The sequence below is a fragment of the [Muricauda] lutisoli (nom. illeg.) genome, from assembly GCF_017313105.1.
GTDB lineage: Bacteria > Bacteroidota > Bacteroidia > Flavobacteriales > Flavobacteriaceae > Flagellimonas > Flagellimonas lutisoli.
Genome location: NZ_JAFLND010000003.1, coordinates 92,291 through 114,177 on the forward strand (window position 1 = coordinate 92,291; position 21,887 = coordinate 114,177).

Here is a 21,887-nt window from a genome sequence, read left to right on the forward strand (position 1 = left end):
CTTTAGTCACACAAGTTTTCAAACTACAATTATATATTTGGGAAAAACCATAGCACATGATAATTGAACAGATTTACACAGGATGTTTGGCGCAAGGGGCGTATTACATTGAAAGTGAAGGAGAAGCGGCCATCGTGGACCCGTTGAGAGAGGTAAAGCCTTACATCAAAAAAGCTGAGGATAATGGAGCAAAGATCAAATACATATTTGAAACACACTTTCACGCAGATTTCGTGAGTGGACACGTTACCTTATCCAAACAAACAGGAGCACCCATTATTTATGGACCAACTGCAAATCCGGCCTTCGAGGCCTTGGTTGCCGAAGATGGACAGGAATTCAAATTGGGAAAAGTTACCATTAAGGTATTGCACACCCCAGGGCATACCATGGAAAGTACCACCTACCTTTTGAAGGATGAAAACGGGAAGGACGTTGCCATTTTTAGTGGAGACACCCTATTCCTTGGGGATGTAGGTAGACCCGATTTGGCCCAAAAGGCAGCACACATGACCCAAGAAGAATTGGCAGGGACCTTGTTCGATAGTCTTCGAACCAAAATTATGCCCTTGGCCGATGATGTAACGGTTTATCCGGCTCACGGAGCGGGATCGGCATGTGGAAAAAACATGATGAAGGAGACCGTGGACACTTTGGGCAACCAAAAGAAAATGAACTATGCCCTTAGGGCCGATATGACCAAGGAAGAATTCGTCCAAGAAGTTACTGAAGGCCTTTTGCCACCGCCTCAATACTTCCCATTGAACGTGAAATTGAACAAGGAGGGTTATGAGGATATCGATACTGTCTTGGAGAGAGGAACCCAAGCTTTGAGTCCCGATGCTTTTGAAGTTGCAGCAAATGAGACCGGTGCCGTTATTCTTGATGTCCGTCATCAAGACGATTTTGCAAAGGGACACGTGCCAAGATCTATCTTCATTGGGTTGGACGGAAGCTTTGCACCTTGGGTGGGAGCCCTTATTGCCGATGTTGAGCAGCCCATTTTGTTGGTTACTCCCAAAGGAAGGGAAGAAGAAACCGTCACCCGACTTTCTAGAGTTGGTTTTGACAAAACCTTGGGATACTTGGAAGGTGGTGTTGAAGCCTGGGAAAAAGCTGGCAAGGAAGTGGATACCGTTGCCAATGTGAACGCTGAGCAATTTAAGGAAAAAGTGGATGAAGGTGTTCCCGTATTCGATGTAAGAAAGGAGTCCGAATTTAAGGCAGAGCACGTTGTGGATGCACATTTGACACCATTGGACTATTTGAACGACCATATTGCCGAATTTCCAGAAGAGGAAACTTTCTATATCCATTGTAGAAGTGGTTACAGAAGTATGGTGGCCGCGTCTATCCTTAAAAGTAGGGGAATTCATAACCTAGTGGATGTTTCCGGAGGTTTTGAAGACATTAAAAAGGTGGGAACTCCCGTAACCGATTATGTCTGCCCTTCAACCCTTAAATAAAAAATGGGACTAATTAAAAGTGTTATAAGACTTACCCTATACCTTTTGTTTTTTATGAATGTTGTTTCTTGCCAATCACAGCAAGAAACAACCATTCATAAAATTGACAAGGAGACCGTTATGGCGGATGTTGTTGGCAAGGAGGTGCAGCTTGTGGATGTAAGGACCCCGGGAGAATACAATTCCGGACACATCGACGATGCCGTCAATTTTGATTTGAGCCGACAAACGACTTTTATGGAACAGATCAATACCTTGGACAAAAACCTACCTGTTTATTTGTACTGTGCTGTTGGGTCACGTAGTGCCTATGCAGCAAAAATTCTGGAACGTGAAGGCTTCACCAAAATTTTCGATTACTCTGGCGGATACATGGATTGGGTAAGGAACCAATAGGTTTTCGCTTTATTTTTTCTTGTGTAACCATCGTTACTGACCAGACTTTTTATCCTAGGTATTTTGCCCTATATAAATATCAAAACAACATATGTCATTATTAAGTTTTTTGTTCAAAGGGAAAACACTTCCCGATGAAGTTGAAATCTTAGATAGAGAGGATTATAAAAAGGCCATTTCCAAAGGAAAGGTTCAAATGGTAGATGTGAGGACTAAAGGCGAGTTTATGTCTGGCCATATCAAAGGGGCTAAGAACATTGACCTTTTTCAAGGGTCTGCGTTTGAGTCCGCTTTTTCAAAATTGAATAAAGACAAACCAGTATACTTATACTGCCAATCTGGGAACAGAAGCCAAAGGGCAGCCCGAAAACTCGTGAAAATGGGATTTACCAAAGTATACGACCTCCGTGGGGGATATAGGACATGGACGTATTAATCGGTTATAGCATAAGATGAAAACCACGTTCCAAGTACAAAACCTCAAGTGTGGTGGTTGTGCCAAATCCATTTCCAAAAGGCTTTCGGAAATTAAAGAAATTAACGATGTGATTGTGGAGAAGGATAGCTCATCGGTTAGCTTTGATCATCAAAGCGCCGATGACGCTTCCTTAGTTAAAGAGATCCTTAGGAATCTTGGTTACCCCACTATCGATGATGACAACAGCATTGTCGAAAAAGCTAAATCCTTTGTAAGTTGTGCTAGTGGTAAAATGGCGCCATAATGAGAACAATTTCCATTTCCATATTGTTTGTCCTTCTCATGCTTTCATGCAAGCAGGGGCCCAAAACATCTGATGCAGATCCAGAGGAGGTAGTGCAATTGGCTACTTCTTCAGAAGAAGGCAAAAAGTTGATGGAAACCAAATGTTACGTTTGTCACAATCCATCTACCCCAGAGAATGGCCAACGTATTGGCCCACCTATGGTTGCTGTAAAAGCGCATTATCTGGATGTTTACAAGGATAAAGATGCATTTGTAAAAGGTATTTCGGAATTTGTAAAATCACCTTCGGAAGAGAATACCAAAATGCGAGGCGCCGTCCGCCGATTTGGATTGATGCCTTCCCAACAATTTGATGAAGAGGAGATCCGAAAGATTGCCGAGTATATTTTCGATTATCAGATTGAAGAACCCGATTGGTTCAAAGAACATTGGATGGATCGCAGGGGTGACTCCTTATACAACAAGGGAAAAAAATCAATGGTCTCATCCAAAGAGGAAAGCCCTAAAGAATTGGGAATGAAATATGCCCTGGAAACCCAAAAAGTACTGGGAAAAAACCTCATGGGAACCATTCAAAATAAAGGAGTTGAAGCAGCTGTTGTATTTTGTAATGAAAGAGCCTATCCGCTGACAGATAGCATGTCCATAAAGTTCAATGCCCGAATAAAAAGAGTTTCCGACAAACCTAGAAATCCTAACAATAAAGCCAATGCTGGGGAATTGGCACACATATCAACTTTTAAAAAACAGGTTGCCTATGGGGAATCTGTTGAGCCCATTGTAAAGGAATCGAACGGTAAAGTCTATTTCTATTATCCTATTGTTACCAATACCATGTGTTTAAACTGCCATGGAACCCCAGAGAAAAATATTGCTCCTGAAGTATTGACCCATTTATCACAACTTTATCCAGATGATAGGGCTACAGGGGACGGACCAGATGAGGTTCGAGGCATATGGAGCATTGTTTTTGATGCCTCTAACAGTGGGAACTAGGGATTTTTTAGTTTTTCGGCTTTTTAAACCCATATACCAACTGTCCCCAAAACCCTTTGGGCAATTTCTCGTCGCCCGGAAATCCCAATTTAATCTTGCCACTGCTTTCGGGAATGTAATTCGTTTTGAAAATATAATCCCATATACTTAGGCTGATGCCAAAATTTACACCATATGAACCCTCGGGAATGGTGTAGGCATGATGGTACAAATGCATTACCGGATTGTTCAATATATATTTCAATGGCCCGTAGGTCAATTTAATATTGGAATGGTTAAAATGGCCTATGGCAATAGCTGTAAAATGGACAATATAGGCCTGCTCGGGTTCAAACCCACCAAGAACCATTACTCCTATTGTTTTTAAAGGCTTGTAAAGAATGTTTTCCATCCAATGGAACCTCAAATGGGCGGCAAACCCCATCTCTTTTACACTATGGTGCACTTTATGGAATTGCCAAAGCACTGGGTATTTGTGCAAAAGTACATGGGTGAACCACTGCACAAAATCCAGCACCACAAAAAATACGAGCAATTGGACCCATTGTGGCCAATGTGCAATATCTACGATGGTCAAGGTTGTTGCAGTGATTCCGAAATCCTTAAAAATCACACCAAGTAATTTGTAAACCCCACTTATAACAATGGCAAAAATGAAAAAGTTGAAGAACATGTAAAATGCATCCAACCAAAAATCTTTCCTGAAAATAGATTGGTCTTTGCGCCAAGGAAACAGGATTTCCAATGCCCAGACCAAAAGCGAGATAATAATAAGGCCCCAAAAATAATTGGAGTACCAGGGAACTTCAAACAAAATCGATTTCCATGTCCAGCGCACCGTTCCTAAAAAACCATTGGCGAGGGCATCAAAATATTCGGTCATAATCATTCAATGTTTAGTCGTGCATTCCAATTAGAACTTATCAATATGCAACAAAATTAAATATACTTTAAAAATATAGAGAGCAGTGTAACCAAGGTTACCATGGTTTTCATTACCAAAACCTACTTTTGGTATAAGCTCCGTTGGAAACCGTAATGGATAAGGTGCTGATGATCAGTTTCTTTTTGGTAACTTGTGTTAAGAATCATAAACTATCAATTATGAAAAAAAACATGGGCGGCGCAGACCGTACAATTCGCGTTATCTTGGCACTTGGTGTTGGAGCATTGTATTATTTTAATGTGATTACAGGAACTTTGGCATATATACTGCTGGCATTGGCAGTCATATTTGTCCTTACAAGCTTTGTTAGTTTTTGTCCTTTGTACACCCTGTTTGGGATTAACACATGCAAGGTCAAGAATTAGGTTTTTTAGTTGATTGATAAAAGGAAGCCGCTCTACTAAGAGCGGCTTTTTTTGTTCTATGCCAGATCTTGAAGTTAAAAAATGATAAAATTCATTTTTTATGTCAAAAATTGTCGATTGTGTAACCCTGGTTACATTTTTTTAAGACTTTCCTCAATATTTTACCGATAATTGAATTTAATTGAACAAACATGAAATCACATTATCAAATTTTAATAATTGGAGGAGGAACAGCCGGTATTATGACAGCTGGCCAATTGTTGAGGAAAAATAAAAAGCTTGATATAGCTATAATAGAACCCTCCGAAACACATTATTATCAACCAGCATGGACCCTTGTTGGAGCTGGAACCTATGATTTCAATAAAACCAAAAAGCCCATGTCGGAAGTTATGCCAAAAGGGGTGGATTGGATCAAGGACAAGGCTGCTGGTTTTGATCCGGAAAAAAATTCGGTAACTACAGAAAGCAGCGGAGATATTACATACGATTATTTGGTGGTGGCTACTGGGTTGGTCATGGAACCGAGTATGATCAAGGGACTTCCGGAGGCTTTGGAAAAGGGAGTGGCCTGCAGCAACTATATCGACCCAGAGTTTACATGGGAGACCATAAGAAACTTTAAAAAAGGAAATGCACTCTTCACCCAGCCCACAACGCCGATTAAGTGTGGTGGTGCACCACAGAAAATCGCCTATTTAGCAGCGGACTATTTCAGAAAGCAGGGACTCAAAGACAGTGCAAATGTGATTTTTGCCACTCCGGGATCTGTGATTTTTGGTGTAAAGGAGATTCGTGAAACCTTGAACAAGGTCATCGATCGTTATGGCATTCACTTTAAACCATTTTATGCTCCCAAAGAAATTGATGTTGAAAACAGAATAGTACACTTTAGTCATACAGCTCCCGAGGAGAACAGGTGTATTATAAATGAAGATAATGAACTGGGCGAGAAAATGATCGGGGATGTGGATATCCAAGTTCCGTTTGATATGTTGCACATTGCCCCTCCACAGGCAGCACCAAAATTTGTTCGCGAATCAGTTTTGTCCAACGAGGCAGGCTGGTTGGATGTTGACCATTACTCCATGCAGCACAATAAGTATGCAAACATTTTTGGTTTGGGCGACGTAGCCGCTCTCCCCACGGCAAAAACGGGAGCAGCGGTTCGTAAGCAAGTTCCTATTGTAGTTGATAACATTATGAGTTTGATGCAAGGAAAAACTGTTGAGAACCATTCCTATAATGGGTATTCCTCTTGCCCTTTGGTTACAGGATATGGCAAAATGACTTTGGCAGAATTCGATTATAACAACAATTTTATACCAGACCCAAAACTCAAGCGCATGCTGGTATTTAACAGTGCCAAAGAACATTGGAGGCTTTGGATGCTGAAAAAGTACGGATTGCCTTATTTGTATTGGAACAAAATGATGAAAGGCAAGAACGTTTAACAGCAAACCCATAGAAAATCGTATTCCTGAGGAATATCATATTTTGATGGAGGTTTTCCGATTAATTTTGGTTCAAATAAAAACCAATACATTTTGAAGACGCTTAATATTCCTTTGGTAGTTTGGGAGAACGGTATCTGGATGATAGGACTGTTCGCCCTAGTGGTCATAATACTTATTGTAGCGGTTTTGGCCATGATGAACAGTGGTAAAAAGTAAACACTAGCCACATATTTAAGAAATGGATTTAACATAACGATGTATGTTTTATGTTAAATCCATTTTGTTTGTGAAATGGGCAACCTAACAAAGTTGCTGATAAGGTTATTTTTGATGTACTGATTGTTGTTACTTATGGAAACCGAAATTATCGCGCGGATTCAATTACCAAATACAGCGGATTCAACCCATTAACGGAATTTAAAAGGAATATTTAATATGACCTCCTCAACAAAATTGTTGCGGATTATAAACAAACTCAAACCTAAAGACCCTGAATTAGCGGGGTCTTTTTTTGTTAATGTTTTGTTGAAAGTAATGGGTATGGTAACCATTGTTACAGAGTTTATTTTGGGTAATGGTGATTTTTATAGAAAAAAGCTATGAATTTACTTATGAAAAGAATTGCCCCTGTTTTTATTATGATATTGTTGGTATCCTTGATGATTTTTGGTTGTTCGGATTCAAATGATGATCCGTTTGACCCTCAAATTGAAAATAGTATTGATGACGACACCAATGATGATGTTTCCGACGACGTTTCTACGCTTACAGTAGATGATGAAGATGCATTGTTGTTTATGCTGGAAGAGGAGAAACTCGCAAGGGATACCTATAAGTTTTTGAACGAATACTGGGGCATGGTCCAATTTGAGAACATTATGCAAAGTGAACAATCCCATATGGATGCCGTGGAAACCTTATTGGTTGCCTACGATATTGAATATGAAATATTGGAAGATGGCGTGTTCGAGAATGAGGACCTCCAGAACTGGTACGACACATTTGTTCAAGATGGAATAGTTGATGAGGTAGCGGCGCTAACGGTAGGTGCTACCATTGAAGATTTGGACATTGTTGACCTGGAAGAACATATAAAGGCCACCTCCAATATGGACATTGCCGATGTGTTTTCAAGTTTGCAGTGTGGTTCTAGAAATCATTTAAGAAGTTTTGTTCAGAGCATCGAAAACCTGGGGGAGACCTATACCCCACAATTTCTTACTCAAGAAGAATATGAGACAATTTTGGATGGTTCGCACGAACAGTGCAATTGAATCCGATAGCATATTACAATAATCAAAGTCTATTTTGCCGCATCGAGGGCTATATGATATAAATGCTTAAGCCCTGATTTTCATCATTGTTCAAAACCTCAATACCGATTTATTTTGTAAAGATTTCTCTGTATTGAGGTTTTCTTTTATGCAATTTTCTCAGTAACACAGGTTACTGTGAGGGTATGTTAACAAATATAATTTTGGCACAAATTAATTAGGTATATGAAACGATTGTTTGTTTTAATAATATTCTTTTATGCACAGGCACAGATATTTGCCCAAGATCCTATAAAGATTTCATTACAGGATGTATTGATGAGGGTACAAGAGTCCAACGCCAGTATAAAGGTGTCGGAGCAAGAGGCCAAGATGGCCAAGTACGACTATAGGTTCTCAAACTCCATCTTTTTGCCACAGATCTCTGTTTCACATACAGGAATGGCAACAACAAACCCTTTGATGGCTTTTGGTTCCAAACTCAACCAAGAGATTTTGACCCAGGCAGACTTCAATCCTGATTTGTTGAACGACCCCGATCAGATTGAGAACTATGCCACAAAAGTTTCCGTGGAACAGCCTTTGATCAACTTGGATGGGTTTTATCAGCGTAAAGCTGCCAAAACCACTATGGAAGCCAAAGAGCTACAAGCCATGCGAACTAGGGACTATCTTGATTTTGAAGCACAGAAAGCCTATGGACAATTGCAATTGGCACATAGAGCAGTGTCGGTACTTCAAAAAGCATACGATGCCGCAAATGCAAACTTGAACATGGCACAAAACAGCTTTGATCAAGGCTTGCTTCAAAAAGCAGATTTGTTGGAAGTAAAAGTTCGGGTTACCGAGGTTTCCGATCAATTGAAAACAGCCAAGAGCAATGTGAAAAACGCATCGGACTATTTGGCTTTTTTAATGAACGAACAGGGGGATGTGGTTTACGAACCAACCGAAGATCTAGTGCCGGATGATCTTGGTGGAACAGTAGAGGGTTCCCTGGAAAACAGGGCAGATGTAAAAGCTATGGATTTGGTTTCTGAGGCCTACAAAGCCAATATGCGAGCCGATAATATGACCTTTTTACCAAGACTCAATGCGTTTGCCAGTTACGAAATGTACGACGATCAGATCTTTCAGGCCGATGCAAAAGGATACATTATCGGGGCAAGCTTAAGTTGGGATGTTTTTAAAGGTTCTCAGCGATTTGCCAAAGCAGGAAAGAGCAAAACAAGTTATGAAAAAGCGAAACAAGAATACGAACAGTACATTGCCAAAAGTACTATGGAGCTACAACGCACCAAACGGATGGTCGAAGATGCGAAAAGCAGGCTCCAGACCTCAAAATTGGCTATGGAGCAATCTGAAGAATCACTGAGGATTCGTACCAACCGATTTAAGGAAGGCTTGGAAAAAACAACCGATTTATTAATGGCCGAAGCTAGCTATGCCGAAAAGCAATTGGCATATTATCAAACCATTTTTGAATACAATCAAGCACAATCCTTACTAACATTTTTAACCAAAGAATAATTGCAAGATGAAAAACACTACAATATATAAAAGCTTCATTTTAACCATGTCCTTGGGATTGGTCCTAATGGGATGTGGCAGTGACGAAAAACAAACTGCGGACAACAGGGAAGCAGTTCCAGTAACCGTTGCCGATGTCGATATGGGCGATAGTTCCACCATTTTGGCAGGAAGTGGTCAAGTAAAAGCCGTGAACAGTGCCACATTGAGCACTCGAATGATGGGCTATGTGGAGTCCTTACCTGTAAAAATAGGTCAAAAAGTAAATAAAGGGGATTTGCTGATTTCCATAAACAATGTAGACCTACGAGCCAAAAAAGCACAAGTGGAAGCATCCATAACCGAGGCGCAGGTGGCTTTTAACAATGCCAAGAAAGATTATGAGAGGTTCCAGAACCTTTTCAATGAAAACAGTGCTTCACAAAAGGAGTTGGATGATATGACCGCTCGCTACGAAATGGCAAAGGCCAGATTGGAAGCTGCAAACCAAATGAAGAACGAGGTAAACTCCCAGTTTGCCTACGCGAATATTAGAGCACCCTTCAGCGGAGTCGTGACCAATACGTATATCGATGAGGGTGATATGGCCAACCCGGGTGTTCCGTTGGTGTCCGTAGAGTCCCCTGGTGGATTTGAGGTAGTGGCCAAAGTAGCTGAAAACAACATCTCTGGTATAGCAGTGGGAACCAAAGCTCACGTTCTGGTTAAGGCATTGGATACCACGATTACAGGTAAAGTATCAGAATTAAGTGTTTCGGCACAGCATACGGGCGGACAATATTTGATGAAGGTTTTATTGGACAGAACAGAAGCCGAAATTTTGTCAGGTATGTATGTAACCGTTAGGCTGGAGGCGGAAGATCAAGGTGAAGGTAGGACAGTTGTCACCGTTCCGTCCAAAGCCTTGGTGCATAAAGGTCAGCTAACAGGAGTGTATACTTTAGGACAGGATAATGTTGCCCTTTTACGCTGGTTGCGATTGGGCGAGAATTATGGAGAAGAAGTAGAAGTATTGTCCGGCTTGTCCAAAGGAGATCAATATATCGTATCGGCCGAAGGAAAGCTTTACAACGGAGCCAAAGTAACCATTCAATAACCTAAAAAAGGTACTAATGAAAGACGGACTTGCAGGAAAAATAGCCAAAGGGTTTATGGGTTCCAAACTTACGGTGCTCCTTATGATCGTATTTATGGTCATAGGGGTGTACAGTTCTTTTCTTATCCCAAGGGAAGAGGAGCCTCAGATAGATGTGCCCATGGCAGATTTGTTTGTGGGGTACCCTGGTGCCAGCCCAACTGAGGTGGAATCCAGGATCACAAAACCACTGGAAAAAATAATATCGAACATTAAAGGCGTGGAGTATGTGTACACTACTTCTATGCAAGAGCAGGGAATGGCCATTGTACAATTCTATGTAGGTGAGGATATCGAAAGATCTTTGGTGCGTTTGTACGATGAAATCAACAAACACATGGATCAAATGCCGGAAGGTGTTACCATGCCTTTGGTAAAAACCCGTGCCATTGATGATGTGCCCATGCTTGCTCTTACGCTTTGGAGTGATGAATACGACGATTTTCAATTAAGAAGGATTTCTGGTGAATTGATCAACGAGATCGAAAAGGTAAACGGGGTTTCGATTACCAAAAAAATTGGAGGACGAAACCGTCAGCTAAGGGTTGTCGTGGACAAGGATAAAATGGCCGAATCCGGAATCGATATGTTGGCCGTGGCCCAAATGATCAAGGCCAACAACCAGCAAATGGATGCCGGTAATTTTCTTTCCAATGACACGGAGTTCCACATCAGTACAGGCAACTTTTTGGAAACAAAAGAAGACCTGGAAAATCTGATCGTGGGCACCAAACAGGGTCAGCCCATTTACTTGAAACAAGTGGCAACGGTTTTGGATGGTCCGGAACTTCCTAAAAACTACGTTTCCTTAGGATTTGGCGCGGCAAGTGAAAAAGCGGAAACCTATAAATCAGAATATCCAGCTGTAACCATTTCCATCGCCAAAAGAAAAGGGGCCGATGCCATGAAGATTGCGGATGTGGTGTTGGAAAAAGTAGATCACCTCAAATCAACTCTTATTCCAGATGAAGTAAAGGTCGAGGTAACCCGAAACTACGGGCAAACCGCATCACAAAAAGTATCTGAATTATTGATGCACTTGATCGGTGCGATCATCGCCGTGACTTTTGTGGTAATGTTGGCCATGGGATGGAGAGGTGGATTGGTAGTGTTCCTATCTGTACCGATAACATTCGCATTGACCTTGTTGAGCTACTACATGCTCGATTACACTTTGAACCGAATCACTTTGTTTGCTTTGGTTTTTGTAACGGGTATTGTGGTGGACGACTCGATCATCATCGCGGAGAACATGCACCGCCACTTTAAGATGAAACGCTTGCCGTTCAAAGATGCTGCGATTTACGCCATTAATGAAGTAGGGAACCCGACCATTTTGGCCACCTTTACGGTTATTGCATCCGTATTGCCCATGGCATTTGTATCCGGTTTGATGGGACCCTATATGTCGCCCATGCCCATCGGTGCATCTATCGCCATGTTATTATCATTGTTTGTTGCGCTTACGATAACCCCATATTTGGGATATATCTTCCTAAGGGAGAAGGATAAAAAGAAGAAAAAGGAAAAAGAAGCGGTCGAAATACAGGACACTTTTATTTACAAAGCCTACGCTAGGTTCGAAAGACCTTTGATAGAGAGCAAGAAAAAAAGATGGATGTTCTTGGGAATTACCTTCTTCTTGTTGATTGCCTCTGTGGCCATGTTCTTTACAAAATCTGTAGCGGTAAAAATGCTTCCTTTTGATAACAAAAATGAGTTTCAGGTAGTGATCGACCTTCCCGAAGGAACCACTTTGGAACGGACTTCCGCGGTTACCAAGGAAATAGGGGCATATTTGTCCACGCGACCCGAAGTGGTCAACTATCAGAGTTATGTGGGCACATCCGCACCGATAACCTTCAATGGTTTGGTAAGGCACTACGATCTACGTGGCGGTAGCAATATGGCCGACATTCAGGTCAACCTTGTGGATAAGCATGATAGAAGCGTGCAGAGTCATGATATTGCCAAATTGTTCAGGCCAAAAATCCAAGAGTTGGGTAAAAAGTACAAAGCGAACATCAAGGTTGTTGAGGTGCCACCGGGACCTCCTGTATTGTCTACCATAGTTGCCGAAGTCTATGGCCCGGATTATGACAAACAAATAGAGCTCGCCGATAAGATAAAGGGCATTTTGAACAACACCAACGATGTCGTGGATGTCGACTGGATGGTGGAAGACGATCAAGTGGAATATGATTTTGTGATCGACAAGGAAAAAGCCATGCTTTATGGAGTAACCCCACAACAGATTGTTCAAGTGATGGCAATGGCTTTCAGGGAAAGGCCCGTATCCCATATTTATCACGAAGATGCTTTTGACCAAATCGGAATTGTTTTGTCCATAAGTGAAAAGGACAAATCATCCTTGGATCAAATCAAACAATTGAAAATAACATCCCAACAAGGGAATATGGTATCTGTAGGAGACCTGGTTCAAGTAAAAGAGGGGACCAAGGCCAAGAGCATCTACAGAAAAAACCAGAAACGAGTGGTGTATGTCATGTCCGACATGGCCGGTGAACTCGAAAGCCCCGTGTACGCCATTTTGGGTATGACCGATAAGTTGAACCAATTGGAGCTCCCGAAAGGATATTCCATCAATGAACTCTATATGGAACAGCCTCAATTTGAAGATGACTATACCGTAAAATGGGATGGGGAATGGCAGATAACCCTTGAAGTGTTCCGTGATTTGGGAATTGCCTTTTTGGGTGTTATCGTGATCATATACATGCTTATTGTAGGCTGGTTCCAGAACTTTAAGGCACCTATGGTGATGATGGTGGCCATACCATTGTCGTTGATCGGTATTGTGCTGGGGCATTGGTTGCTCGGAGCCTTCTTTACCGCGACTTCTTTTATCGGTATGATTGCCTTGGCAGGTATTATGGTGCGGAACTCGGTATTGTTGATTGACTTTGTCAATTTGAGGTTAAAAGAAGACATTCCTTTAAAACAAGCCGTGATCGAAGCCGGTGCAGTGCGTACCACGCCCATTTTATTGACTGCGGGGACCGTGGTTATCGGAGCTTTTGTGATTTTGTTTGACCCTATTTTCCAGGGGTTGGCCATATCACTTATGGGAGGAACCATTGTGTCCACTGTTTTGACACTATTGGTAGTCCCATTGGTTTATTATATGATTGAACGTAAAAATTACAACTAACATGAAAATGATCATTGTTACCACAGTTGAGGAATATAAAAGCGAGGTCTTTAAGTTGTTTAAAAAGGCCGGCGTAGAAAGCTTTAGTGAATCCGATATTGATGGCTATAAAAGTGCTGCGCCACTAATGTACACAAGCAGTTGGTTTCCCAGTGAAAAGGGAGGGGCGGCATCAAATATGTTTTTCTCCTTCACAAAAGAAGAAAAAGTAACCGAATTGTTTGCACTGATCAAGCAATTCAATACAGAAAGTGAAACAACAAACCCTATAAGGGCAGTAGAAATTCCAATTGAAAGAACCGTATAAAAATCAAAGATGAGAAATAGAATTGTAAGAGGAGTGGCAGGCACTTTTATCCTGATAAGTTTAGCTTTAGCTATTTATGTGAATATCAACTGGTTATGGTTTGCCGCTTTTGTCGGGGCCAATCTTTTGCAGTCATCGTTGACCAAGTGGTGTTTACTGGAAGATATCTTGAAAAAATTTGGTATTTCAGATTCTGAAAAAAATAGTGCTTAATACCATGTTTTGGGTTTTATTATTAAGGTATTTTACTTATTTTGAAAGATAATAATTAATTAAAACAAACAAATGATTTATCAACCTTGGCCCTGGTATGTCGCAGGGCCGCTTATTGCCATTTTGATGGCAATACTGATCCTAATGGGAAAAAAGTTCGGCATGTCCTCAAATCTTGAAACCTTCTGTTCTATTGGTGGTGCGGGCAAATTCGTCGATTATTTTAAAATGGATGTCAAATCCAAGCGTTGGAACCTTTTTGTGGTTCTTGGCTCAGCAATTGGTGGTTTTATCGCCGCTCATTATCTGACGCCAAACCAAGCTGTGGATATTTCTCCAAAAACAGTGGAAAGTTTACAGGAACTTGGCTTTGAAAGTGCAGGTACCGCCTATTTACCAACTGAACTGTTCAGTATGGAGGCGTTGTCCGAACCCAAGGTCTGGATTATCCTGTTGGCAGCCGGATTCTTGGTTGGATTCGGTACACGCTATGCATCGGGTTGTACCTCGGGGCATGCTATTTCCGGACTGAGTAATTTGCAGAAACCATCGCTTATCGCCGTAATCGGATTCTTTATCGGCGGACTAGTAATGGTTCATTTGTTGTACCCTATAATTTTTGGATCATGAAGAATTTGACATTTATCGCCATAGGCACATTTTTTGGAATTGTTCTCTACAAATCGGAGGCAGCTTCTTGGTTTCGGATTTATGAAATGTTCAAATTTGATTCATTCCATATGTACGGTATCATTGGTTCCGCACTGATTTTGGGAATCATCTTTGTTCAACTGATCAAAAGATCAAAGACAAAATCCTTTTTTGGGGAAGAAATCAAGATTGCAGACAAAGAACCCTCGTTTACCCGATACATACTTGGTGGTACCATTTTCGGTTTGGGATGGGGATTGGCCGGATCTTGTCCTGGTCCCATATACATTTTGACCGGTGCGGGCTATTGGCCTGTGTTGATCGTGCTTGTAGGATCATTGATAGGCGCCTTTGTATATGGTGCAGTGAGGGGTAAATTGCCGCATTAAGGTTGACTTAACGGGATATTTGGGTCAAACAACGAAAATGAATGGTCGGCTTGATAAAAGCTTATAGCTTTGATGGTCCCAATCTTACTAAATAGTCCCATTATGAAGCTTACCACGCTTATCATAGACGATGACCTGGTGTCCCAGTTTGCGACACGATACTGCATACAGCAATCCCATGGTGATTTTAACATAGTTACCTGTTCCAGTGGTGAAGAGGGAATTCAAGCTTGTTTTAGTTCAGTAGAGGAAAGCGACAAGTTACCGGATATTATTTTTTTAGATCTTGTAATGGACGGGATGAACGGTTGGGAATTCTTGGAAAATCTCAAAAATTTGTTCAAAGAGCATGAACTGCCAAGTGTATATGTGCTTTCGGCCTTTACTAATACTTCGGACCGAGCCATTGCCAAGGATCATGGATTGATTGCCGGTTATGTGGATAAACCTTTATCGCGGTCGTATTTGGAGAAAATCCTAAAAAAAGAGGAGAAAAAGCGAACAGTTGAATAGTTGCGAAATCTCTTGGTAGGCTTTCACCTTACATACCTTTAATTTGATTCGAGCGGTTGCAAAAAGTTTTTAAAAAAACCTATTTTTGCAGTCCATTTATGTAAATGGCCCCGTAGTTCAATGGATAGAATAGAAGTTTCCTAAACTTTAGATGCAAGTTCGATTCTTGCCGGGGCTACTTTTTGACTTCCGAATGATTCAAAAAATAATTAAATAAATGAAAATCAAGCATTTAATATTTTTTGGTTTCAATTGAATTCCTTTGATTTTGGCTTTTAGAGTTCACAAATCGTCAACATTTTTAAGGTTACTGTTTTAATATAAGTGATTAAAATTCAGTAATTTAGTTGATATACTCGATTTGATTTGACTTTCGTCTTCGTCAACATTTAACTTAAAGAAGACAATTATGAGGTCAAATTCCACTTTTTCCGTCCTGTTTTGGCTTTATTCCGGTAGGTCAAAAAATGGCAAAGCTCCCATTTATGCCAGGATTTCTGTAAATGGGAAAAAACTAAATATCAGTTTAAAGCGAAGAATCCAAATCAGTGAATGGGATTCAAACAAACAGCGTGTAAAAACTTCTTCTATTCATGCTAAATCAACCAACCAATATCTAGATGAGTTCTACTCCGGTCTTTTCCATTCATTTCAACAATTACGCATAGAGGGTAAGCACATCACTCCTCAGAGTGTAAAGGCTAGATTTATGGATGAGGAAATCGAAAATCAACATTTTACCATGAGGGAATTAGTGTCTTACCATAATTCGAATATGTTTCCCAAGCTGCACGGTAATACTTCAAGACTTTACCTGACAAGCCAGAAGTATATATTTTTATTCTTGAAAATTAAATTAAAAAGGGAAGACATCAGACTTGATGAATTGAACTATAAGTTTATCCTTGACTTTGAAAATTTTCTTCGTAAGCATAAACCCAATCATTATCAAAAGCAAATTGGTAACAATGCTGTAATGAAGCACATTCAAAGATTAAGGAAAATGGTCTCCTTGGCCTATCGATTGGAGTGGATAGATAAAGACCCCTTTCGACAGTTCAAACAAAGATTGACCCCAACAACACGGGGATTTCTTTCATCTGAGGAATTGACCTCACTTGAGGAATTGAACCTTGATTGTAAGCGGTTACAAACGGTTAGGGACCTTTTTGTGTTCAGTTGCTACACAGGAGTATGTTATACTGATTTAATGCTTCTGACAGAAGATAACATAGTCATGGGTTTGGATAAGAGATATTGGATAATCACTGAGAGGAAGAAAACCCAAAATCCCGTTAAAATACCGCTATTAAAAAAAGCCCTGCACTTGATTGAAAAATATAAGACAGACCCTAAATCTATCTTAACTAATACATTGTTCCCGAGAATCTCAAATCAAAAGGTGAATGCTTATTTGAAGGAGATAGCCAGTGAAGCAAAAATTAAAAAAAATCTGACATTTCACATGGCAAGGCACACGTTCGCTACGACGGTTACCTTGACCAATGGTGTTCCTATAGAGACCATTTCAAAGATGTTGGGACATCGTAAGCTTACCACGACTCAGATATATGCCAAGGTTTTAGAGAGGAAGGTTAGTGAAGACATGGAAGTTTTGAGAAGCAAACTAGAATCTCCTAATGCATCAAGTGCCAAAAGAAAAGCAAACGAAGCATAGCAAAGAGCCGCTCCCCAAATCCTTACCTCAACTTTTGCACATGGTTCCTGTTTCGATTTTATAGCAATCGGAAAGATAAGCGTGAAATAAAATTGAAATAGGGTGCAATGAACCTATTTGTAATAATTAAGGACTTCAATGTTCCATCTTATTGAACATGGCTATTTATGTTTTCTTTGCTGGCAAAGAAAATATGAAGAGCGAGAGGATAGCGTGCTGACGCAACGCTATTGATTCATTTTCCTTCGGAAAAGGCCCTATTTTAAGGGATTTTGTAAAATGCTGGTTATTGTCGTATGAATCATTTTTAGCTTAAAAATGCTCTCAGCCCAATGAAACCAAGGAATTTTTAGCTTAAAAATGGCTTTTTGGAGTTTTTGCATCGGGTTTCTTCAATTCTATTTAGGGCAGCGTCCTGCTATTTGAAGAAATTGCCTTTTCCACGGAAAAGAGAGTTCAGCCCAGTAAAATTAAGGTGTTTTTCACGGAAAATTGAAAAACACAATTCTGATTGGGATAAAATTTACCTCGCTCAGTAAATTAGTTAAGGGTAAGATCTGGGGCTTGCAGCACTCCACTTCGTTGCGCTCGCCTTTGTTTGGAATATCATTTTGAACTAGGGGATTTTAAGGCACCGTTTTATTGAACTTTCATTGAAAAACGAGTCCACTGGTTTGTTAAAGTTCATTTCCCCGTACTAAATAAATAGTTTACATTCTACCGTTTATTTGAACTTTCAGGTTATGGTTTTTGGATATGCACGGGTGAGCACCATGGAATAAAGTTTGGACTTTCAATTGAAGCATAATACGCTAACGGATTTCTGATGACCGCAGAATAAAACACTATTTTATAATTAATTAAGAAGGAGTCATTTTAATATGTAAGACCCAATTGTCTGATTAGTTATAATATTGAAAGAATATTCTTTCAATATTATCCAATATAAAACTATATTTAGGCAAACTATATATATAAATGACTAAAAAAGCTATTACCATTCTACTGCTATTATATGGAACATTCATAAATGCACAAACCAACTACGAAAAAGGCTACGTAATAACAAATTCCGGCAATAGACAAAACGGATTTATAAAAAACCTCAATTGGATGAATGCTCCATCAAAGATATCCTTTAAGCAGGAACTGGAAGGGGAAACACAAACTTTTGACGCAACGACTGTTTCTGAATTTCAAGTAAATGGTGGGCCTAAATTCATAAGCATCACAACAGATTTTCCGGTCACCAACCAGTTCATAGCTAAAAAGGGAATTGAATATGATCCCAAGCTCGTGCACAAAACAGTGTTTGTTGAGCAGATACTTCAAGGTCAAGCTTCATTATATAAATACAGAGGAGATAACGACCAAGTCTTTCTATTACAAGTACATGATGACCTGCCCTTCCCGTTACTATATAAAGAATACATAAAAAGAACCAACGACATCTATAAAAACAACACGTTTAGAGGTCAACTACTTGAATACCTGAGTTGTGATTCTTCCATCAACATTCAAACAGTGGATTATACCGAAAAATCATTAAAGAAATACATTTCTTCCTATAATCTATGCCTAGATCCAACTACCAAAGTAAATGATGTTATCAAAGGCAAAGGAAAAAGCAAGACCAGGCTGTTACTTCTTGCAGGTATAGTGAGCTACAATTTTGAAACCATTGTAAATAGTGAGGATGCAGAGTTTGAGGGCAAGATAAGTCCTACTGTGGGATTGGAGGTTGAAACAATTTTACCATTTAACAACAATAAATGGTCTGTGTTCTTATCTGGCCAATATGCCTCCTATTCAACAAGTGGAATCACGGAAATCAATTCAGAACCGGCAACGGTTGCTACCCTTGATCTGAATCAACTAATCTTAAACTTGGGAGGTAGACATTACATGTTTTTGACCGAGCACTCCAGTTTATTTATTGAAACTGGGGTAGTATTTGATTATAACTTGAGGGGTGATTATGAAAACCAACCTGGTTTTCAATCTGTGTTAGGTGAGATCGCAAAAGTAAATTTTGGAGGGATTGCCGGTTTGGGATATTCATTGAATCAGAATCTATACGTTTCCGCAAAAGTTTTTCTGGGAGCAAGTATAAATCGAGACGCGCGGGATGAAGGTAATTTAGAACGCTATGTATTGAGTGCAAAGATAAAATTGTAAGAAGGGTAAATCTCATTCTGTTGTTTATTTTATTCAAAACAATAAGCCGTAATAAATGAATTAATTAGATTACAGTAAATCATTGATATCTAAAGGCCTAAGTTCCGATGACACAAAAAAGAAAATGGATTAGGAAGTATTGTTTAAATAATTGGGTTGAATGAAAAAAGTCTATACAAGTTCAAATAAACGATACTGATTTTCACCTGTTAAGTAGAGATTTATCTATCCCAATCACAATGATTTCCATTATGGACGTTATACTTATAAAGTTTGATGCTTATGAGAGTAGTAGAAAGAAATTTACATTGGGTACTGGTGTTTTTTGTAATAAGTTGTTCCTCCAACGGGGATTCAGGTGAGCAGGTACAGGCTCCGGAAGAGACTATTGATAAAGCAGCCAATCAACAAGCGGTGGGAGAATCATCGCAAGAATTGTTGGAGGATAATGGCTTTACCTCACTATACATTGAAATCTATTATGTTCAGGGGCTCCGTCCAAGCTCGGAAACTGTTGAACACTTCAAGGGGTTTCTAAATGATCGATTGAACAAACCGGACGGAATTAACATCGAATTGTTTGAAATGGATTCCCCTGGACAGGATGTTTACTCCATTACAGATGTCCGAAAAATAGAGGACGAGACCAGGACGGCATATAACGAGGGCTCGACATTGAAGGTTTTTGGGCTTTTTCTGGATGGTGAATATGCTGAGAATACCGAAAGCGGTTCAGTATTGGGCGTAGCTTACAGAAATACTTCGTTCGTGCTTTTCTCCGAGACCATCAGGGAATTCAGTGGCCAGCCGCTTTCCCCGAGTACCACGGTTTTGGAGAGTACGGTACTGGACCATGAATTTGGCCATTTGATGGGACTGGTCAATGCGGGAACACCGTTACAAAGTCAACACCAGGATGTAGAACATGGCAGACATTGTACGACCGAGGATTGTTTGATGTATTGGACCGCGGAAACCGGTGAGGGGCTGGTGAATATGATAAGTGGGGGAACCATTCCCATATTGGATCAGGCATGTCTCGACGATCTCCAGGCCCATGGAGGAAAATAAAGTTGAATAAAAAAAGCCCCTGTTTCGGGGCTTTTTGGTATAATGGATTGATCATGCCTTCTTAGGAAGTTGTCCCAATTACAGTCACATTGGCACTCAACTGAAGTGCCGAGGTTACTTCCAAGGCTCCTAGGTCAAGACCTGTGGTGGACTCCACTTCCAAGGTGGAATTGAAATAGAATTGGTTGCCATCCTGTGTATAGGACACAAAGATCAGCTCGTATTCACCGGCTTCCAAAAAATTAAGGCTGTAGGAATTGTTGATGCCCCCCACTTCGGCACTTGTAATGGCATTGGCAAAACGGATGTTGCTCTCGCCCTGTCCCTGGGTTTCTACTTCCGCATTGTACGTGCCCTTTTCATAGGCATATACCACGATTTTGTCCGATGTGTTCTCCGCATCGTTGACAGTGCCCTTAATTTCACCTGTAGCCTCCTGATTAACGGTTCGTAGGCCAGCGCTGAGCTCAGAAGCGGTCACGAAGTTGAAATCACTTTCCAGAGTTCCCTGTTCTTCCTTTACGGTCTTTCTCAGGTCGAAATCAATGATGATTTCATTGGTATTGGTTGCAAATACTTCAAAACTATCCGTAATGTCAATGGATTGCGAAGTGGATTCGATCTTGTCCTTCGTTCCATCGGCCATTTCCACATAACATCCGGGAGCATTGCCGTCCATGTCGGCATCATAGTCCAATACCAATTCGATATTGCTGTAAGAACCGGCTTCCATTTGGAGGTTGCCCAAGGTCTTCGTCTGTCCGTTTACCAATGCGGAAAGGTCGAATGTGGTCTTGTTGAAGCCCTCTAAAGAGGTGCCGTCCACCCTTACATCGGAAACTGTGACAAAGACAGCTTCGATTTCGGCATTGTCCACGGGCGCATCCGTGATTTTGTAGGTTGTACTGTAGGTTTCACTTTCTGGATTTCCATTTTCATTATCCTTACTACAAGAAAACATCATGATTGCTACTCCCATAGTAATACCGACATTTTTCAAAAAAGGTTGCATAAAATTTAAGATTTTGAGATTTATATTGTTTGTAAAAGTAACAACCTGAAAGGGACCAACCCTACCCGAAAATGCCAAAGATTTTATGTCATTTGGAGAGGGATTTGATAATCAAAAAGTTATGATGGGTTTTAAGATTTGTTATTCTTTTCAAAAGAAACAATATATAGAAAAGGGAAACTGGCTAATCATGAATTGCTAATACTCAAAACCAGAATCATCATATTTTATTAGAGCATTGTTTAGATGTATTGGACAATCTAATATTGTTTGGTATTATCTACTTGATTCTTGGCTAATTACTAGGCCTATGTTCAAATGCACAAAAATCAGTGTGTGAATGTAATCCTCCATTAAATTATTATGTGCATAATTAAAGCTGTTGTGAAATCTGCTTAAAATCTATTATTTAAA

22 protein-coding genes, 1 tRNA gene and 1 pseudogene are annotated in these 21,887 nt (G+C 40.3%); 22 read left to right on the top strand and 2 right to left on the bottom strand.

Annotated features, from left to right (window positions below; all coding sequences use genetic code 11):
- The first annotated feature begins 56 nt into the window (after window positions 1–56).
- The 5 genes from J0X13_RS11370 to J0X13_RS11390 all read left to right on the top strand — a co-directional run bounded on the left by J0X13_RS11370 (window position 57) and on the right by J0X13_RS11390 (window position 3,582).
- Window positions 57–1,466: an MBL fold metallo-hydrolase gene (locus J0X13_RS11370; protein WP_207071557.1), complete on the top strand. Its 1,410-nt coding sequence runs from the start codon at window positions 57–59 to the stop codon at window positions 1,464–1,466.
- Between the two features lie 3 nt (window positions 1,467–1,469).
- Window positions 1,470–1,862 carry a rhodanese-like domain-containing protein gene (locus J0X13_RS11375; RefSeq protein ID WP_242535717.1) on the top strand — a complete coding sequence of 131 codons (393 nt, stop codon included), beginning with the start codon at window positions 1,470–1,472 and terminating at the stop codon, window positions 1,860–1,862.
- Between the two features lie 91 nt (window positions 1,863–1,953).
- Window positions 1,954–2,298, top strand: a complete 345-nt coding sequence (locus J0X13_RS11380; RefSeq protein WP_207071558.1) for a rhodanese-like domain-containing protein — start codon at window positions 1,954–1,956, stop codon at window positions 2,296–2,298.
- A gap of 16 nt (window positions 2,299–2,314) precedes the next feature.
- Entirely contained in the window at window positions 2,315–2,584 is a 270-nt protein-coding gene (locus J0X13_RS11385; protein WP_207071559.1) for a heavy-metal-associated domain-containing protein, read from the top strand.
- The gene (locus J0X13_RS11390; RefSeq protein WP_207071560.1) at window positions 2,584–3,582 is read left to right on the top strand and encodes a c-type heme family protein; all 999 of its coding nucleotides are present in this window, start codon (window positions 2,584–2,586) and stop codon (window positions 3,580–3,582) included. The genes J0X13_RS11385 and J0X13_RS11390 overlap by 1 nt, the downstream gene beginning before the upstream one ends.
- A 7-nt stretch (window positions 3,583–3,589) precedes the next feature.
- Here the strand turns inward: J0X13_RS11390 and J0X13_RS11395 are convergent, their stop codons facing one another.
- Entirely contained in the window at window positions 3,590–4,465 is an 876-nt protein-coding gene (locus J0X13_RS11395) for a sterol desaturase family protein (protein ID WP_207071561.1), read from the bottom strand.
- 221 nt (window positions 4,466–4,686) lie between these two features.
- Here J0X13_RS11395 and J0X13_RS11400 point away from each other — a divergent pair, with 221 nt between their 5' ends.
- The 17 genes and pseudogenes from J0X13_RS11400 to J0X13_RS11470 all read left to right on the top strand — a co-directional run bounded on the left by J0X13_RS11400 (window position 4,687) and on the right by J0X13_RS11470 (window position 20,461).
- Window positions 4,687–4,893 carry a YgaP family membrane protein gene (locus tag J0X13_RS11400; RefSeq protein WP_119607428.1) on the top strand — a complete coding sequence of 69 codons (207 nt, stop codon included), beginning with the start codon at window positions 4,687–4,689 and terminating at the stop codon, window positions 4,891–4,893.
- A gap of 191 nt (window positions 4,894–5,084) precedes the next feature.
- Window positions 5,085–6,347 (top strand): NAD(P)/FAD-dependent oxidoreductase, encoded by a 1,263-nt coding sequence (locus tag J0X13_RS11405; protein WP_207071562.1) that lies wholly within the window; start codon window positions 5,085–5,087, stop codon window positions 6,345–6,347.
- 93 nt (window positions 6,348–6,440) lie between these two features.
- Window positions 6,441–6,566 carry a hypothetical protein gene (locus J0X13_RS15665; RefSeq protein ID WP_262896928.1) on the top strand — a complete coding sequence of 42 codons (126 nt, stop codon included), beginning with the start codon at window positions 6,441–6,443 and terminating at the stop codon, window positions 6,564–6,566.
- Between the two features lie 395 nt (window positions 6,567–6,961).
- Window positions 6,962–7,624, top strand: a complete 663-nt coding sequence (locus J0X13_RS11410) for a DUF2202 domain-containing protein (protein ID WP_207071563.1) — start codon at window positions 6,962–6,964, stop codon at window positions 7,622–7,624.
- 225 nt (window positions 7,625–7,849) lie between these two features.
- Window positions 7,850–9,154: a TolC family protein gene (locus J0X13_RS11415; RefSeq protein ID WP_207071564.1), complete on the top strand. Its 1,305-nt coding sequence runs from the start codon at window positions 7,850–7,852 to the stop codon at window positions 9,152–9,154.
- Window positions 9,155–9,161: 7 nt separating this feature from the next.
- Window positions 9,162–10,250: an efflux RND transporter periplasmic adaptor subunit gene (locus J0X13_RS11420; protein ID WP_207071565.1), complete on the top strand. Its 1,089-nt coding sequence runs from the start codon at window positions 9,162–9,164 to the stop codon at window positions 10,248–10,250.
- 16 nt (window positions 10,251–10,266) lie between these two features.
- Window positions 10,267–13,461, top strand: coding sequence for an efflux RND transporter permease subunit (locus tag J0X13_RS11425; protein ID WP_207071566.1), 3,195 nt, complete (start codon window positions 10,267–10,269; stop codon window positions 13,459–13,461).
- Window position 13,462: 1 nt separating this feature from the next.
- Window positions 13,463–13,768: a hypothetical protein gene (locus J0X13_RS11430; RefSeq protein ID WP_207071567.1), complete on the top strand. Its 306-nt coding sequence runs from the start codon at window positions 13,463–13,465 to the stop codon at window positions 13,766–13,768.
- A gap of 9 nt (window positions 13,769–13,777) precedes the next feature.
- Entirely contained in the window at window positions 13,778–13,981 is a 204-nt protein-coding gene (locus tag J0X13_RS11435) for a YgaP family membrane protein (protein WP_207071568.1), read from the top strand.
- A gap of 72 nt (window positions 13,982–14,053) precedes the next feature.
- Entirely contained in the window at window positions 14,054–14,611 is a 558-nt protein-coding gene (locus tag J0X13_RS11440; protein ID WP_207029175.1) for a YeeE/YedE family protein, read from the top strand.
- Window positions 14,608–15,021, top strand: a complete 414-nt coding sequence (locus J0X13_RS11445) for a YeeE/YedE family protein (RefSeq protein ID WP_207071569.1) — start codon at window positions 14,608–14,610, stop codon at window positions 15,019–15,021. Before J0X13_RS11440 ends, J0X13_RS11445 begins: the two co-directional genes overlap by 4 nt.
- A gap of 102 nt (window positions 15,022–15,123) precedes the next feature.
- Window positions 15,124–15,534: a response regulator gene (locus J0X13_RS11450; protein WP_207071570.1), complete on the top strand. Its 411-nt coding sequence runs from the start codon at window positions 15,124–15,126 to the stop codon at window positions 15,532–15,534.
- A gap of 106 nt (window positions 15,535–15,640) precedes the next feature.
- Window positions 15,641–15,712: transfer RNA gene (locus J0X13_RS11455), tRNA-Arg, on the top strand.
- Window positions 15,713–15,943: 231 nt separating this feature from the next.
- A pseudogene (locus J0X13_RS15700) lies at window positions 15,944–16,222 on the top strand (Arm DNA-binding domain-containing protein); the annotation flags it as partial.
- 21 nt (window positions 16,223–16,243) lie between these two features.
- The gene (locus J0X13_RS11460) at window positions 16,244–17,212 is read left to right on the top strand and encodes a site-specific integrase (RefSeq protein WP_313786735.1); all 969 of its coding nucleotides are present in this window, start codon (window positions 16,244–16,246) and stop codon (window positions 17,210–17,212) included.
- A gap of 978 nt (window positions 17,213–18,190) precedes the next feature.
- Entirely contained in the window at window positions 18,191–19,390 is a 1,200-nt protein-coding gene (locus J0X13_RS11465; RefSeq protein WP_207071572.1) for a hypothetical protein, read from the top strand.
- A gap of 282 nt (window positions 19,391–19,672) precedes the next feature.
- Window positions 19,673–20,461, top strand: a complete 789-nt coding sequence (locus tag J0X13_RS11470) for a membrane metalloprotease (protein WP_242535718.1) — start codon at window positions 19,673–19,675, stop codon at window positions 20,459–20,461.
- Between the two features lie 61 nt (window positions 20,462–20,522).
- On the opposite strand, the gene J0X13_RS11475 is transcribed toward J0X13_RS11470, so the two are convergent.
- A complete protein-coding gene (locus J0X13_RS11475) occupies window positions 20,523–21,473 on the bottom strand; it encodes a DUF4382 domain-containing protein (protein ID WP_207071573.1) in 951 nt (316 codons plus the stop codon).
- Window positions 21,474–21,887: the final 414 nt, after the last annotated feature.